Genomic DNA, 16,333 nt, shown 5'->3' with positions numbered 1-16,333 from the left:
ACCCTCTAGGGCGGACGATGGAACTACCACGCGATGTACCGACCGATATTGACATGAGTCGCCCCAGCGCGGCTCGCGTGTACGACTACTTCCTCGGCGGGGCGCACAACTTCGAGATCGACCGGCAGTTGGCCGAGCAGATCGCGAGCATGACGCCGAACCTGGCCGACACCATGCGGGCCGGGCGGGCGTTCCTGCGCCGCGCGGTGCGATACCTCGCCGCCGAGGGCATCGACCAGTACCTCGACATCGGCTCCGGCATCCCCACCGTGGGCAACGTGCACGAGGTGGCCCAGGACGCCAACCCCACCGCCCGCGTCGTGTACGTCGACATCGACCCGGTCGCGGTGATGCACAGCAAGTCCATTTTGGACGGTAACGAGTGGGCCGACGCCATCCAGGCCGACCTGCGGCAGCCGGAGCTGATCCTGGACGAGGCCCGCAAGCTCGGGCTCATCGACCTGAGCCGGCCGGTGGCCGTACTGCTGGCCGGTGTGGTGCACTTCGTGCCCGACGCCGACCATCCCGGCGACGTCATCCGTACGCTGCGCGACGCCACGGTGCCGGGCAGCTACCTGGTCATCTCGCACTCGACGTACGAGGACCAGCCGCAGGAGATGCTGGACGCGCAGAAGCTCTCGGCGCGTACCGCCACGGAGATCACGCTGCGGTCGCACGCCGAGATCGCCGGCTACTTCGGCGACTTCGCGCTCGTCGAGCCCGGCCTGGTGCACCTGCCGCTGTGGCACCCCGAGACACCGGGCGACGTCGACGAGCATCCGGAGCGGTTCGGCGCCTTCGGCGGTGTCGGGCACAAGGCCGGGTAGCCCTTGGGCACTGGCGGGATGTTCAGCGGGGAGGGAGCGCGGCGGTACGCGCACATATGGGCGCGCGCCGGGGCGGCGGTCGGCTATGTGCCGATGAGCCCCGCCGACACCGAACGGATGCTGCACAACCACACGCTGGTACTGGCGGAGGCGCTGCTCGGCGAGCCGTTCACCGTCCAGCCGGCGCACGCGGTCGGCCGTGCCCTGGTCGAGGCCCACTTCACCGCGCCCGAGTTCCTGGACCAGACGCTGTTGACGTTCGGGCGCGACTTCGTCGTACACCTTGCGCCTGACGGTCTTGCCCACGGCAAGCTCGCGGACCGGGTCGTGGCCCTGGAGGCGGCGCTGGCCGCCGGCTACGCCAGGGCGTTGCGCGACCGCACGTTCGCGCAGCAGGAGCGGATCGGGCGTGCGGTGTGGGACGCCCGCAACCAGATCGAGCAGGCGCTGCGCGCGAGCGAGGCCCGCTTCCGGGCGGTCTTCGCCGGGGCCGCGATCGGGATCGGCATCGGCGACATGGAGGGTCGCATCCTCGACGTCAACCAGGCGTTCGCGGACATGCTCGGATACACCGTCGACGAGATGCGCGAAATCAACGTCGCCGAACTCTTCTACCCCGACGACGCCCCCGGCATGTGGGAGATGTACGGGGAGATGCTCGACGGCAAGCGGGACGGCGCCCGGCTGGAAAAGCGCTACTACCGCAAGGATCGCAGCATCCTCTGGACCGACCTCGCCGTCTCGCTCATCCGCGACGACGACGGGCACCCGCGCTTCACCGTGGCGATGGTCGAGGACATCACCGACCGGTACGAGCTGCAGGAGCGGCTGCGGTTTCAGGCACTGCACGACCCGCTGACCGGGCTGCCGAACCGTACCCTCTTCTTCGAGCGGCTGGCCGCGGTCTTCGACGGCGGCGCCTCGCGCGTTGGCGTGTGTTTCCTCGACCTCGACGGCTTCAAGGCGGTGAACGACAGCCTCGGCCACTACGTCGGCGACGAACTGCTCGTCGTGGTGGCCAAGCGGCTGGCCGCGTGCGTGTCCGCGCGCGGGCACCTGGTGGCCCGGATGGGCGGCGACGAATTCGTCATCCTGGTCGAAGACTCCACCGGCACCGAAGCCGCCATCGCCGTCGCCGAAGCCGCCCTCGCCGCCGTCGCCGAGCCCGTACGCATCGACTCGCACCAGCCGCTGTCCGTCACCGCCAGCGTCGGCATCGTCGAACGGTCCGTCGCCGGCACCAGCCCCACCGACGTGATGAAGGCCGCCGACACCACGCTCTACTGGGCCAAGGCCGACGGCCGGGGCCGGTGGTCGATGTTCGACCCGGTACGCGGCGCGCACCAGCTCGCCCGCGCCGCGCTGGCCGCCGCCCTGCCCGGTGCGCTGGACCGGGGCGAGTTCACATTGGAGTACCAGCCGATCGTCGCGCTGGACGGCGGCGGGCTGCGCGCGGTCGAGGCGCTGGTCCGCTGGCGCCACCCCGAGCTGGGCATGGTGCCGCCGGACCGGTTCATCGGGCTGGCCGAGGAGACCGGCATGATCGTCCGACTTGGACGGTGGGTGCTGGAGACCGCCTGCGCGCAGGGCGCCGCGTGGAATGCTTCGTTTCCCGGCGCTGAGCTTGTGGTCAGCGTCAACCTGGCCGTACGGCAGGCGAACGCCCCCGGCATCGTGGAAGAGGTGGCCGGCGTGCTCGCCCGTACCGGCCTGCCGCCCGACCTGCTCCAGCTGGAACTGACCGAGAGCGCGGTCATGCCGACCGCGGGAGAGCCGGTACGGTCGCTGCGCGGGTTGGCGGCCACCGGCGTGCGGATCGCGATCGACGACTTCGGCACCGGATACTCGAACCTGGCGTACCTGCGGCGGCTGCCGATCCACTCGCTGAAGCTGGCCGGGCCGTTCATCGAAGGGCTGCGCTCCGGCGACCTGATCGACTCGGCGAGCGTGGCCGACGAGCGCATCGTCGACGCCCTGGTACGGCTGGCGCACGCGCTGGGGCTGACCGTGACGGCCGAGGCCGTGGAGACCGTGGAGCAGGCCGACCTGCTGCGCGGGTTGGGCTGCGACACCGCCCAGGGCCTGCACTTCGGCCGCCCCACGCAGGCCGAAAACATCACCGCCGTACTCCGCCGCTCCTGGGTAGCCGCCGTCCCCCGCCCACCCTCCACCCACCTCCCCGTCGCCACCCCCACACCCCCGCCGCCCGCACCGTTCCCGCGGACGTCGCCGTTCCCGCGGACCGTGCCGACCGCGCCGCTCCCGCCGACCGCGCCGCCTCCGCCGACCGCGCCGATCGCGCCGACCGCGCGGACCGCGCCGTCGATCAAGGGCAAACGGCCGTGGATTGATCTCCAAACCACGACCATTCGCCCTTGATCGGCGTGCGATCCCTTGATCGAAGGGCTCGGCGTGATCGGGGTGCGCGCGGTTGGCGCCGCGTACGTGCGCGCGTCCGTACCTGAGTCCGTGTCCGCGCCCGCGTCCCAATAGGGCAGCCCTCTTGGGCGTTGAGACGTGAGTAGGGGACCCCTATACCTGCGTGGGCGTGTACAGGGGCGCCCTACTCACGCGCGCGGGCCCAGCCGGGGCGCCCTATTGGTGGGCAGGCTCGCCACCAGGGTGCGCCCGGCGACGCGAAGATCGCGCACGCCGGTGAGTGGAACACCAGTGCTGTTAAGACGGCCGGATAGCAGCACTGGTGTTCCACCCACGGCGTCGTGCTGCCCACGCGATCGCACCGCCCCGCGCGAGCGCCGATCAAGGGAAAGTGCGTCGATCAAGGGCATACGGTCGTGGATCAGAGATCAAAGCACGGCCGTTTGCCCTTGATCGATGGACAAAGAGGGGGCGGGCGAGGGGCGGGAGGGCTAGGGGCGGATGCGGGAGTGGGAGGGGTCGTATAGGGGGTCTTGGACTACCGTGGCGCCCGCCCAGGTGGCGAACACGCCCACCTCTACGCGGGTGCCTATCGGCACGCTGGCGGGGAGGTAGGCGTACGCGATGGAGGCGCCGACGCGGTAGCCGTATCCGCCGGACGTCACGCGGCCGCAGGGCTCGCCGTTGACGCGTACCGGCTCGGTGCCCAGGCACACGGTCTGCGGGTCGTCCAGGACCAGGCAGCGCAGCCGGCGCGAGGGCCCACCCGCCTCGCGGGCCGCCAGCAGGGCGGTACGCCCGAGGAAGTCCTTGTCCGCCCGCACGGCGAAGGACAGGCCGGCCTCGTCGGGCGTGGTCTCGGGCGTGATGTCGGAGCCCCACACGCGGTAGCCCTTCTCCAGCCGCATCGCGTCGATCGCGCGGTAGCCGGCGGGCACCGCACCGGCGGAGACGAGCAGGTCCCACAGGGTCAGGGTGTATTCGGTCGGGGCGTACAGCTCCCAGCCGTACTCGCCGACGTAGGTGACCCGCTGGGCGAGCACCGGCACCGGCCCGACGGTCAGCTGCCGGGCCTGCATGAAGCGGAAGTCGAGCGGTTCGTCGGTCAACGGCTGGAGCACCGAGCGCGCGAGGGGGCCCCACAGGCACAGGCAGCCGTACGCCCCGGTCACGTCCGAAACGGTGACGTCGGACGGCGCATGCCGGCGCAGCCACGCCAGGTCTCGTACACCGGACGCGGTGCTGGTCACCACGCGGAAATGGTCCGGGCCGAGCCGGGTCACGGTCAGGTCGGCCTCGATGCCGGCGCGCGTGTTGAGCAGTTGGGTGTAGACCACCGTGCCGACCGGCTTGTCCACGTCGTTCGCGCACATCCACTGCAGGAAGGCCGCCGGACCGCGCACGTCGAGCTTGGCGAACGAGGACTGGTCGAACAGGCCGGCCGTCGCCGCGGTCGCCAGGCACTCGGCCTCGATCGCGGGCGACCACACCTGGCCGGCCCAGCCGGCGGGCCGCTCAGCAACAGCGCCCGCGGTCGAGCCAAACCAATTCACCCGCTCCCAGCCGGCTTTCTCGCCGAGCGAGGCGCCGAGCGGGGCCAGCCGTGGCCAGGTCGCCGACCGCCGCAGCGGCCGTCCCGCCGACCATTCGGTGTACGGGTAGACGATGTCGTAGTAGCGGGAGTACGCGTCGAGCGCCTTTTCGGTGGCCCACGAGCGGCTGGCGGCGTGCGCCCCGAAGCGGCGGATGTCCATGTGGGACACGTCGAATTCGGGCTGACCGTCCACAATCCACTCCGCCAGCACCTTTCCGACGCCGCCGGCCGCCGCTAGCCCGTGCACGCAGAAGCCCGCCGCGACCCAGAAGCCGCGAACCGCCGTCTCGCCGAGCAGAAACTCGCCGTCCGGCGTGAACGCCTCCGGCCCGTGCACGACCCGGTCGATCTCCGCCGAGCGCAGCGCCGGCACCCGGCGCCGGGCCGATGCCCAGGACTCCTCGAACTTCGCCAGGTCGGGCGGGAAGAGCGTGCGGGCCGTCGACAGCGGCGCGGCGCCGTCCTCGGGCCAGCACACATCCGGGGTACGGATGTAGCCGCCGACCAGCAGCCCCTCGCCTTCCCCGCGGAAGTAGACGATGTGGTCCGGGTCCCGCACGGTGGGGATGTCCCCAACGTCTCCGATCGAGGAGGACACCACGTACTGGTGCTTGATCGGGACGATCGGGATGGCGACGCCGGCGAGCCGCCCGACGTGGCCGGCAGCGGCGCCGGCCGCGTTGACGACCGCCTCGGTCGCGATGCGGCCCTGGTCGGTGTGGACGGCCCGCACCCGGCCGCCGGCCACCTCGATCCCGGTGACCCGCACGCCGGTGGCGAACGTGACGCCCAGCGCGCGGGCGCCGGCGGCGAGCGCGGCGGCCAGCGGCTCGGGGCGCAGGTAGCCGTCGCCGGGGAGCCAGCCGGCGGCCCGTACGTCGGCGACGTCGAGCATCGGCAGCCGCGCCGCGGTCTGCGCGGGGAGAGGAGTTCCATCTCCAGGCCGTACGTGGTGGCCGCGCTGACCTGCCGCAGCAGCTCCTCTTCGCGTTCCCGGGTGGTGGCCAGCCGGAGCCCGCCGACGCCGTGCCAGCCCGGCTCAAGGCCGGTGAGCGTACGCAGCTCCGCGTAGAGCGCCGACGAGTACATGATCATGCGAGTCTGGCTGATGGTGGACCGGAGCTGACCGACGAACCCGGCGGAGTGCCACGTGGTGCCGTCGGTCAGGTCGTGCTGCTCCACGACGACGATGTCGGTCCAGCCCAGCCGCGCCAGGTGGTACGCGATGCTGCAGCCCGCCACCCCGCCACCGATGACGACCACCCGCGCCTCTGTACGCACACCGGAGTCCTATCACCTAATTGGTCTGACCAAAAGAGCTGAGCGGATACTGAAAACCTAGCCTCCCGAGTATTGACCTCTTTGATCCTTCGGGCTGAGACTCAGCCATGGGTGGACGGATGGTTCGCGTCGAGGACGTGCTGGGACGCGTCTCGATGTGGGCTGGCCAGACGGTCACCCACGGGCCGCTGACGGGCGGCCTGTCGCACCAAATATGGCGGGTTATCGACATGAGGGGCCGTAGCTTCGTGCTGCGCGTGCTCGAGCCCGCGGTCTCCGCGGCGGGGCTGGGGGTGCCCCCGCCGTTGGAGATCGAAAATACCCTGCACGCGGCGGAGTCGGGCGTCGGTGCGCGGGTCTACGAGGTACTTCCCGACGTGCCCGCTCTGGTGCTGGAGTTCCTGCCCGGGCGGACGCTCGACCCGGCCGCGGTGCGGGAGGCGGCCACCATTCCGCGCGTCGCCGCGGCGTGCCGGCGGCTGCACGCCGGGCCGCGCTTCGCGAACGACTTCGACATCACCGTCAAGCTGCACGAGTTGCTGGACATCTGCCGGCGCAACGACCTGCGGCTGCCGGCCGACTACCTCGACCGCCTGTCCACTGTGGAAAAGGTTCGCGCCGCCCTCGCGGCCGCACCATTGAACACCGTGCCATGCCACAACGACCTGCTGGCGGAGAACTTCATCGACGTGGCCGGCACCATCCGGATCGTCGACTACCAGCTGTCCGGCAACAACGACCCAACCTTTGAGCTGGGCGACATCGCGGCCGAGGCCGACTTCGACCCGGATCGCGCCGGCGCGCTCGCCGCCGCGTACTTCGGATCGGAACTGAACTCCGCGCTGATCGCCCGGGTACGGCTGAACCTTTTGCTCTCCAACGCCACGTGGACGCTGTGGTTCTCCGTGCATCACGGGCTGCTCCGCAACCCCGAGTCGGATTTCGACTACTGGGCCGAGGCGGCCGACAAGTGGGCCCAGGCCGTCCGGGACATGGACGCACCGGATCTCGGCCGGCTCATGGAGGCGGCGGCAGGCCGCACGTCCCTACATCCATAGCCAACGGGAGATCTCATGGCTACGAGCGCGCCGGCGACGGCCGAACACCCTATGGACGACGACGCCCACCGACTTGCCGAACTCGGCTACAAGCAGGAACTGCGGCGCAAGTGGAGCGGCTTCTCCAACTTCGCCATCTCATTTTCGATCATCTCGATCCTGGCCGGCTGCTTCACCACGTTCGGCCAGGCGTGGAACAACGGCGGTCCGGTCGCCATCAGCTGGGGTTGGCCGCTCATCTCGGTGTTCATCCTGATCATCGGGTTCTGCATGTCGGAGCTCGTGTCGGCGTACCCGACGGCGGGCGGCATCTACTGGTGGGCCGCCAAGATGGGCAAGCCGGTGCACGGCTGGTTCACCGGCTGGCTCAATCTCATCGGCCTGGTCGCGGTGACGGCGTCGGTCGACTACGGCTGCGCCACGTTCCTCAACCTCACGCTGTCGGCCCTCTTCGACGGCTGGGCCGGGACGCTCAACCAGGCGTTCCTGCTCTTCGTGATCATCCTGGCGCTGCACGGGATCATCAACATCTTCGGGCACAGCATCATCGACGTGCTCCAGAACGTGTCGGTGTGGTGGCACGTGGCCGGCGCGGCCGCCGTGGTGCTGATCCTCGTGCTGGTGCCGGACGACCACCAGAGCTTCAAGTTCGTCTTCACCGAGCGGTTCAACAACTCCGGGTTCGCCGACGGCAGCAACAACAGCCTGATGTTCTGGTTCTACATCATGCCGCTGGGCTTCCTGCTCACCCAGTACACGATCACCGGCTTCGACGCGTGCGCGCACGTGTCCGAGGAGACCAAGGGCGCCTCGAAGGCCGCCGCCAAGGGCCTGTGGCAGTCCATCTTCTACTCCGCGATCGGCGGCTGGATCCTGCTGCTGTCGTTCCTGTTCGCGGCGACCAATGTGGACGCGGTGAACGACGCGGGCGGCTTCTCCGGAGCCATCTTCGAGAGCGCGCTGACGCCGTTCTTCTTCAAGGCCGTCATCATCATCTCCACCATCGGGCAGTTCTTCTGCGGCATGAGCTGCGTGACGAGCATGTCCCGGATGACGTACGCGTTCAGCCGCGACCGCGCCGTGCCCGGCTGGAAGTGGTGGTCCACGGTGGACCGCAACGGCACCCCGGTCAAGGCCATCATCGGCGCGACCATCGCCGGCCTGGTGCTGACCCTGCCGGCGCTGTACAAGAGCCCGGCCGGCATCCCGGTGGCGTTCTACGCGGTCGTGTCCGTGGCGGTCATCGGCCTGTACGTCGCGTTCCTCATCCCGATCGCGCTGCGGCTGCGGATGGGTGACCGCTTCGTGCCCGGTCCGTGGACGCTGGGCCGCAAGTACAAGGTGCTCGGCTGGATCGCGGTCATCGAGATCGTGATCATCTCGATCTACTTCATCATGCCGATCGTCCCGGCGGGCGTGCCCGGCAACGCCGAGTTCAGCTGGTCGTCGGTGAACTACGCGCCCATCGCGATCGGCGGCCTCGTGGGGCTGGTCGCGCTCTGGTGGTACGTGTCGGCCCGCAAATGGTTCACGGGTCCGCGCCGTACGATCGACGAGGCGGAGACCGCGGACGCGGACGCGGCCTGACAAAACGGGGAGAACGCATGCCGAGCGACGCGGTCGCCACACCGGCCGGGCGGGAGTCGAGCACTACCACGCCGATGCCGCTGTGGCGACCCGTGCGCGGCGGCAACGCGTTCGAGATCACCGTGTCCCGGCTGGCCCAGGCGATCAAGCTAGGGCTCGTGGCCGAGGGGAGCGCCTCCCGGCCGAGCGGGAGCTGGCCGAAAAGCTCCAGGTCAGCCGGGTCACGTTGCGCGAGGCGATCAGGGCCTTGCGGGAGGCTGGGTATCTCGAGTCGCGCCGTGGGCGTACCGGTGGAACGTTTGTGGTGTCGCGCTCCGGGACCCCGCCGCGGGCCGTCACGGCGCGGTCCAGGCCGGGAAAGCGGGCGGCGAAGCCGGTCGCCGCCGCCGTCACGCCGCTGGCCCGGCGCGGCACGGCGGCCGACCTGGCCCGGGAGATGGGTGACACGCTGCATGACGCGCTCGACTTCCGGCGGGTGGTCGAGCCCGGCGCCGCGGGTCTGGCCGCCAGCCGGACCCTGTCCGCGGCGGACCGCCAGCACCTCGTCGCGTGCCTGACCGCGTCCCGCGACCGCGACCCGGCCACGCGGCGGGTGGCCGACTCGCGGCTGCACCTGGCGATCGCGGCGGCGAGCGGCAGCCCGTCGCTCGCGTCGGCGGTCGCCGACGTCCAGATCACCCTGGACCGCCTTCTGGCGGCGATCCCGGTCATCAAGCGCAACCTCGACCACTCCGACAATCAGCACACCCGCATCGTCGACGCCATCCTCGCCGGCGACGCCGGCGCGGCCCGCGGGCTGATGGAAGAGCACTGCGACGGTACGGCGGAACTGTTGCTGGGCCTGCTGACCTGATAAAGGTATTAGAGAAGACCTTTTGGAGGCTCCCTTGACCACGACGGCACGCAAGCCGGCGCTCTCGCTCGAAGAGCTGCGCGTGGCGGTGGACGCCGGTCAGATCGACACGGTCGTGCTGGCCCTCACCGACATGCAGGGCCGGCTGCAGGGCAAGCGTTTCCACGCGCGGTTCTTCCTGGACGAGGTGGTCCCGCACGGCAGCGAGGGGTGCAACTACCTGCTGGCGGTGGACGTCGACATGAACACCGTCGACGGGTACGCGATGTCGTCGTGGGAGCGCGGCTACGGCGACTTCGCGATGGTGCCCGACCTGTCCACGCTCCGCCGGGTGCCGTGGCAGCCGGGCACCGCGCTGCTGCTGGCCGACCTGGCCTGGCTGGACGGCTCCGGCGACGTGGTGGCCTCGCCGCGGCAGGTGCTGCGCCGCCAGCTGGAGCGGCTGGCCGGGCACGGGCTGACCGCGTACGCCGGCACCGAGCTGGAGTTCTGCCTCTACCGCGACTCGTACGAGGACGCGTGGCGGCGCGGCTACCGCGACCTGACCCCGGCCAACCTCTACAACGTCGACTACTCGCTGCTCGGCACCGCCCGGGTCGAGCCGGTGCTGCGCCGCATCCGCAACGAGATGGCCGGCGCGGGCCTGGTGCCGGAGAGCGCCAAGGGCGAGTGCAACCTTGGGCAGCACGAGATCGCCTTCCGGTACGACGACGCGGTCGCCTGCGCCGACCACCACGTGATCTACAAGAACGGGGCGAAGGAGATCGCCGCCCAGGAGGGCATGTCGATCACCTTCATGGCCAAGCCCAACGCGCGCGAGGGCAACTCCTGCCACATCCACTTCTCGCTGCGTACGGCCGACGGGAGCCCGGCCATGCACGGGGATGGGCCCGCCCATTTATCCACCACGGGGCAGCGGGTGCTGGCCGGGCTGCTCGCCACGATGCGTGAGCTGAGCCTCTTCTACGCCCCCAACATCAACTCGTACAAGCGTTACCAGGCGGGCTCGTTCGCGCCCACGGCCGTGCGCTGGGGCACCGACAACCGCACCTGCGCGCTGCGCCTGGTCGGCCACGGCGGGCACTCGCTCCGCGTGGAGAACCGGGTGCCCGGCGCGGACGTCAACCCGTACCTGGCGATCGCGGCGCTGGTGGCCGGCGCCCTGCACGGGATCGAAAACGAGCTGGAGCTGGAAGAGGCGTACGGCGGCAACGCGTACGACGACGCCGACGCGCCGAGGGTTCCATCGACGCTGCGCGATGCCCTCGATCTGTGGGAGACTTCCGCGGTCGCGCGCGAGGCGTTCGGCGGCGATGTCGTCGCCCACTACGCCAACAACGCGCGCGTCGAACTGGCCGCATTCGACGCCGCCGTGACGGATTGGGAGATGTTCCGGGGGTTCGAACGGCTGTGACGACGATAGATGTGCTCAACCCGGCGACCGGGCAGGCCATGGCGACCGTGCCGTCGCTCTCGGCCGACGAGGCCGACGCCGCGATCGAGCGTTCGAGGGGGCGTTCGACTCCTGGCGCCAGGTCTCGCCCGGCGACCGGGCCCGGCTGCTGCGGCGGTTCGCCGCGGTGGTCGACGACCGACTGGAGGAGCTGGCCCGGCTGGAGGTGGCCGGGGCCGGCCACACCATCGGCAACGCCCGCTGGGAGGCCGGCAACGTCCGGGACGTGCTCGACTACTACGCGGGCGCGCCGGAGCGGCTGACCGGCCGGCAGATCCCGGTACCGGGCGGGCTCGACGTGACGTTCCACGAGCCGCTCGGCGTCGTCGGCGTGATCGTGCCATGGAACTTCCCGATGCCGATCGCCGGCTGGGGCTTCGCCCCCGCGCTCGCGGCCGGCAACACGGTCGTCCTCAAGCCCGCCGAGCTGACCCCGCTCACCGCGATCCGCCTCGGCGAGCTGGCGCTGGAGGCCGGCCTGCCCGAGGGCGTGCTCACCGTCGTACCCGGAAAGGGGTCCGTGGTGGGCGAGCGGTTCGTGACGCATCCGGCGGTGCGCAAGGTGTGTTTCACCGGATCCACCGAGGTCGGCAAGCGGATCATGAAGGGCTGCGCGGACCGGGTCAAGCGCGTCACGCTGGAGCTCGGCGGCAAGAGCGCGAACCTCGTGTTCGCGGACGCGGACCTGGCGGCCGCGGCCGCCGCCGCGCCGGCCGCGGTCTTCGACAACGCCGGCCAGGACTGCTGCGCGCGGTCCCGGATCCTGGTCCAGCGATCCGTGTACGACGAGTTCCTCGCGCTCCTGGAGCCGGCGGTGCGCGCCTTCCGGGTCGAGGATCCGGCGCTGGAGTCGGCGCAGATGGGTCCCCTGATCTCGGCCGGGCAGCGGACCACCGTCGCGTCCTATGTAGACGGTGCGAAGGTGGCGTTCACCGGCTCGGCGCCGGACGGGGACGGCTTCTGGTACGCCCCGACGGTGCTGCTCGCCGACTCGCCGGCCGACCGGCACTGGCGCGAGGAGATCTTCGGTCCGGTCGTGTCGGTGCTGCCGTTCGACGACGAGGCCCAGGCGATCGCGCTGGCCAACGACACCGAGTACGGGCTGTCCGGCTCGATCTGGACCCGCGACGTGGGCCGGGCGATCCGGGTGTCGCGCGGGGTGGAGTCCGGCAACCTGAGCGTCAACTCGAACTCGTCGGTGCGGTACTGGACCCCGTTCGGCGGGATGAAGCAGTCCGGCCTGGGCCGCGAGCTGGGCCCGGACGCGCTGCACGCGTTCACGGACGTCAAAAACGTATTCATCGCGGCGTGAGGAGTCACATGGATCGGTTAGCGGGGCGGGTCGCCGTGATCACCGGCGCGGGGTCCGGGATCGGGCTCGCGACGGCGCGGCGGTTTCGGGACGAGGGCGCCGTCGTCGTGTGCGTGGACGTGGACGAGAGCGCCGGGAAGGCGGCCGCGTCCGAGGTGGGCGGGGAGTTCGTCCACTGCGACGTGACCGACGAGGCCGCCGTGCGCGAGCTCTTCGACGGCGTCGCCGCGCGGCACGGGCGGCTGGACATCGCGTTCAACAACGCAGGCATCTCGCCGCCAGACGACGACTCGATCCTGGTGACCGGCCTGGACGCCTGGGAGCGGGTCATCAAGGTCAACACGACGAGCGTCTACCTGTGCTGCAAGTACGCGATCCCGCACATGCAGCGGCAGGGCAAGGGCTCGATCATCAACACCGCGTCGTTCGTCGCGCTGATGGGCGCCGCGACCAGCCAGATCGCGTACACGGCGAGCAAGGGCGGGGTGCTGGCGCTGAGCCGGGAGCTGGGCGTCCAGTTCGCGCGGGAGGGCATCCGGGTCAACGCGCTGTGCCCCGGGCCGGTGGCGACGCCGCTGCTGATGGAGCTCTTCGCGAAGGACCAGGAGCGGGCCGCCCGCCGCCTGGTGCACGTGCCGATGGGGCGGTTCGCGCAGCCGGAGGAGATCGCCGCGGCGGTCGCGTTCCTCGCCAGCGACGACTCGTCGTTCGTGACGGCGTCCCAGTTCGTGGTCGACGGAGGGATCACCGGGGCTTATGTCACACCCCTCTAGGCGTCCGATCATCGGGATCACGTCGTATGTCGAGCCGGCCTCGTGGGGGTGTGGCGGGACGTCCCGGCGGCGCTCCTGCCGTACTCCTATGTGCAGGCCGTGGAAGCGGCGGGTGGGCGCGCCGTGGTGCTCCCGCCCGACCCGGCCGGCGCCGAGATCCTGGACGTCCTCGACGGCCTGGTGCTGGCCGGCGGCGCCGACATCGCCGCCGACCGGTACGGCGCGGCGGCCGACCCGCGCACGGACAGCCGGCCGGACCGCGACGCGGGGGAGTTCCCGCTGGTGGACGCCGACCTGCCGATCCTCGGGGTGTGCCGGGGGATGCAGTTGCTGACGGTGGCGTACGGCGGGCGGCTGCACCAGCACCTGCCCGACGTGGTGGGGCACGACAAGCACCGCCCCGACGACGGCGTGTACGGCTCGCACGGCGTCCGCTTCGTACCGGGCAGCCGGATCGACGAGATCATGTCGGGCGACAGCGAGGTCAACTCGTACCACCACCAGGCGATCGCCGACGCGGGCCGGCTGGTGGTCACCGGCTGGTCCGACGACGGCGTGATCGAGGCGGTCGAGGACCCGACCCGGCGCTTCCTGGTGGGCGTGCAGTGGCACCCCGAGGTCGACGGCGATGTCCGGCCGTTCGAGGCGCTCGTCTCCGCCGCGGCCCGGTAGGTTGGCGGTATGGCGCGCCCTGTGATCGGGTTAACGACCTATGCCGAAGAGGCCCGTTTCGGGCTCAACGACACTTTTGCCGCGGTGCTCCCGCTGTCGTACGTCCACGCCGTGCACGAGAGCGGGGGCGGGCCGTCCTGATCACGCCCGACGCCCCGGACTCGGACGTCCTGGACGGGATCGACGGGATCATGTTCACCGGCGGGTCGGACGTCGACCCCGTCCTGTACGGCGAGCAGCCGCACCCCACCACCAACGTCAAGCCCGAGCGGGACGCCGCCGAGCTGCTGCTCATGCGCGCGGCGCTGGAGGCCGACCTGCCCGTCCTCGGCGTCTGCCGGGGCATGCAGCTCATGGCCGTGGCGTACGGCGGCCGCCTGCACCAGCACCTGCCGGACGTGCTCGGCCACGACGACCACCGGCCGATGAGCGGGCCGAAGTTCGGCCACCATCCGGTACGGCTGCTGCCGCACACCCGCGCGCACGCGATCCTCGGCGACGAACTGGTCGTCAACTCGTTCCACCACCAGGGCGTGCGCGACCCGGGCGGGCTCAGCCCGGTCGGCTGGTGCCCGGACGACGAGCTGATCGAGGTGGTCGAGGACCCGCGCCGGGCGTTCGTGCTGGGCGTCCAGTGGCACCCCGAGGACACCAACGACTTCCGGGTCTTCGGTGCGCTGGTCGAGGCGGCTCGGACGCGCAAAATGGCGCTGACTCGGCGTTAGGGTGGATCGCATGACCGTCCGTGCCCCGCTGGCGCCAGGCCAGCTCTCCCCGTGGCGCCAGGTGCCCGCGCAGATCCCCCGACCCGAGTACGTGGGGAAGAAGCGACCCAAGGAGTGGCGCGGCTCGCACGTACAGACGCCGGAGACCATCGAGAAGATGCGGATCGCCGGCCGGATCGCGGCGCAGGCCACCCAGCTCGCCGGCGAGCACTGCAAGCCCGGCGTCACCACCGACGAGATCGACAGGGTGGTGCACGAGTTCCTCTGCGACCACGGCGCATACCCGTCGACGCTCGGCTACAAGGGCTTTCCCAAGTCCTGCTGCACCAGCCTCAACGAGGTGATCTGTCACGGCATCCCGGACACCACCGTGCTGGAGGACGGCGACATCATCAACGTCGACGTCACCGCGTTCGTCAACGGCGTACATGGCGACACCGACGCGACCTTCGGAGTCGGCGACGTCTCAGAGGAGGCGCGGCTGCTCGTCGAGCGCACCCACGAGGCGATGATGCGCGGCATCCGGGCGGTCGCCCCGGGCCGGCCGCTCAACGCCGTGGGCCGGGTCATCGAGGCGTACGCCAAGCGCTTCGGGTACGGCGTGGTACGGGACTTCACCGGCCACGGCATCGGCGAGGCGTTCCACAGCGGGCTCTACGTGCCGCACTACGACAACCCGCGGCTCGACGTCGTGATGGAGCCGGGCATGACGTTCACGATCGAGCCGATGATCACGCTGGGCACGCACGAGTACACGATGTGGCGGGACGGCTGGACCGTGGTGACCAAGGACCGCAAGTGGACCGCCCAGTTCGAGCACACGATCGTGGTCACCGACGACGGGCACGAGATCCTCACCCTCCCGTGACGGCGCCGAAGTCCGCGTGGGTGGCCAGCCACGCGGCGTAGTGCGGGCGGTGGGTGACGACCTCCTGGTACGCGGCGGCGGCCAGGGTCAGCACCTCGGGGCCCGGATGGCGGCGGGGCTTTCCGGGTGCCAGCCGAGCAGGTGCCGCCAGCGCAGCGGCGTGCCGGCGAGCGGGACCAGCACCGTGCCCGGGGGCGGGCGGGAGATGCCCTGGCAGAGCAGCACCGCGGCGCCGCTCAGCACTAGGTCCAGGCAGCCGATGGGATCCGACTCGAGAATCTGGCGTGGGGTGAAGCCGGCTTTCGCGCACGCCTCGGCGAAGCAGTCGATGAAGCAGCCGTCGCCGGGCGCGTTCGCCCACCGGGCGCCGGACAGGTCGCCGAGCGCCACCTCGGCCCGCCCGGCCAGCGGGTGCTGCTCGGCCATGAGGATCCACACCGCGTCGACGGACACCGGGCGCCAGGTGACGCCGTACGGGGTCGGGGTGGCGTCGCCGCAGGCGCCGACGAGGGCGTAGTCGAGCTTGCGGGCGAAGACCATGTCCGCCAGATCCTCCTCCGACCAGTTCGTCTGGGTCGTGACGGTCGCCTCGGGGTACGCCGTGGTCAGCCGGTGCACGAGCCCGCCCATGATGGGTCCGTTGGTCGCGCCGATCCGGAAGCTGAGGGCGGCCTGCCCGGCGTCGGTGAGCCGGGTCGCCTCGGCGTGCAGGTCGTCGACCGCGGGCAGAAGCACCCGGGCCCGGGCGAGGATCAGCTCACCGAGGGGCGTCGGGCGCGCGCCGTTGCGGTCGCGTTCGAAAAGCGGGCCGCCGAGCCCGCGCTCGATGCGCCCGAGCTGCGTGGCCAGGGCGGCCTGGGCGAGCCCCAGCGAAGCGGCCGCCTTGGTCAGGCTCCCGGTCTCCGCGATCGTGCACACCATGCGGAGGTGGCGCAGCTCGAGGTCCATGGC

Annotated in this window: 10 protein-coding genes and 5 pseudogenes; 12 read left to right on the top strand and 3 right to left on the bottom strand. The window is 71.0% G+C overall.

Annotation, left to right across the window (positions count from 1 at the left end):
• Positions 1-17: 17 nt before the first annotated feature.
• Entirely contained in the window at positions 18-827 is an 810-nt protein-coding gene (locus Prum_RS12345) for an SAM-dependent methyltransferase (protein ID WP_173076554.1), read from the top strand.
• A gap of 18 nt (positions 828-845) precedes the next feature.
• Positions 846-2,963, top strand: a pseudogene (locus tag Prum_RS12340) (putative bifunctional diguanylate cyclase/phosphodiesterase); the annotation flags it as partial.
• A 734-nt stretch (positions 2,964-3,697) separates the two neighbouring features.
• On the opposite strand, the gene Prum_RS55045 reads toward Prum_RS12340, so the two are convergent.
• Together Prum_RS55045 and Prum_RS55040 are read right to left on the bottom strand one after the other, a co-directional pair.
• Complete coding sequence (locus tag Prum_RS55045) at positions 3,698-5,833, bottom strand: GcvT family protein (RefSeq protein ID WP_371871365.1); 2,136 nt, start codon at positions 5,831-5,833, stop codon at positions 3,698-3,700.
• Positions 5,743-6,063, bottom strand: a pseudogene (locus Prum_RS55040) (NAD(P)/FAD-dependent oxidoreductase); the annotation flags it as partial. The pseudogene Prum_RS55040 and the gene Prum_RS55045, both read right to left, overlap by 91 nt.
• A gap of 125 nt (positions 6,064-6,188) precedes the next feature.
• On the opposite strand from Prum_RS55040, the gene Prum_RS12330 reads away from it, so the two are divergent.
• From Prum_RS12330 to map, 10 genes and pseudogenes are all read left to right on the top strand, one after another.
• Complete coding sequence (locus tag Prum_RS12330; protein ID WP_308785353.1) at positions 6,189-7,139, top strand: phosphotransferase; 951 nt, start codon at positions 6,189-6,191, stop codon at positions 7,137-7,139.
• A gap of 15 nt (positions 7,140-7,154) precedes the next feature.
• Complete coding sequence (locus Prum_RS12325; protein ID WP_173076546.1) at positions 7,155-8,726, top strand: amino acid permease; 1,572 nt, start codon at positions 7,155-7,157, stop codon at positions 8,724-8,726.
• 82 nt (positions 8,727-8,808) lie between these two features.
• Positions 8,809-9,018 (top strand): annotated as a pseudogene (locus tag Prum_RS51345) (GntR family transcriptional regulator); the annotation flags it as partial.
• Between the two features lie 12 nt (positions 9,019-9,030).
• The gene (locus Prum_RS12320) at positions 9,031-9,579 is read left to right on the top strand and encodes a FadR/GntR family transcriptional regulator (protein WP_246278556.1); all 549 of its coding nucleotides are present in this window, start codon (positions 9,031-9,033) and stop codon (positions 9,577-9,579) included.
• Between the two features lie 34 nt (positions 9,580-9,613).
• Positions 9,614-10,993: a glutamine synthetase family protein gene (locus Prum_RS12315; RefSeq protein ID WP_173076544.1), complete on the top strand. Its 1,380-nt coding sequence runs from the start codon at positions 9,614-9,616 to the stop codon at positions 10,991-10,993.
• Positions 10,994-11,031: 38 nt separating this feature from the next.
• Positions 11,032-12,344: pseudogene (locus tag Prum_RS12310) on the top strand (aldehyde dehydrogenase family protein).
• A gap of 8 nt (positions 12,345-12,352) precedes the next feature.
• Positions 12,353-13,117 carry a 3-oxoacyl-ACP reductase gene (locus tag Prum_RS12305; protein ID WP_173076542.1) on the top strand — a complete coding sequence of 255 codons (765 nt, stop codon included), beginning with the start codon at positions 12,353-12,355 and terminating at the stop codon, positions 13,115-13,117.
• 42 nt (positions 13,118-13,159) lie between these two features.
• Positions 13,160-13,789, top strand: a complete 630-nt coding sequence (locus Prum_RS12300; protein WP_308785352.1) for a gamma-glutamyl-gamma-aminobutyrate hydrolase family protein — start codon at positions 13,160-13,162, stop codon at positions 13,787-13,789.
• A gap of 137 nt (positions 13,790-13,926) precedes the next feature.
• Entirely contained in the window at positions 13,927-14,514 is a 588-nt protein-coding gene (locus Prum_RS12295) for a gamma-glutamyl-gamma-aminobutyrate hydrolase family protein (RefSeq protein ID WP_246278555.1), read from the top strand.
• A 10-nt stretch (positions 14,515-14,524) separates the two neighbouring features.
• The gene (map, locus tag Prum_RS12290) at positions 14,525-15,382 is read left to right on the top strand and encodes a type I methionyl aminopeptidase (RefSeq protein WP_173076540.1); all 858 of its coding nucleotides are present in this window, start codon (positions 14,525-14,527) and stop codon (positions 15,380-15,382) included.
• On the opposite strand, the pseudogene Prum_RS12285 reads toward map, so the two are convergent.
• A pseudogene (locus tag Prum_RS12285) lies at positions 15,369-16,330 on the bottom strand (LysR family transcriptional regulator). The gene map and the pseudogene Prum_RS12285 sit on opposite strands and share 14 nt — an antisense overlap.
• Positions 16,331-16,333: the final 3 nt, after the last annotated feature.

Origin of the sequence: Phytohabitans rumicis (assembly GCF_011764445.1) — a bacterium.
GTDB classification, from domain to species: Bacteria; Actinomycetota; Actinomycetes; order Mycobacteriales; family Micromonosporaceae; genus Phytohabitans; species Phytohabitans rumicis.
This window is presented reverse-complemented; position numbering and strand designations above follow the sequence as displayed.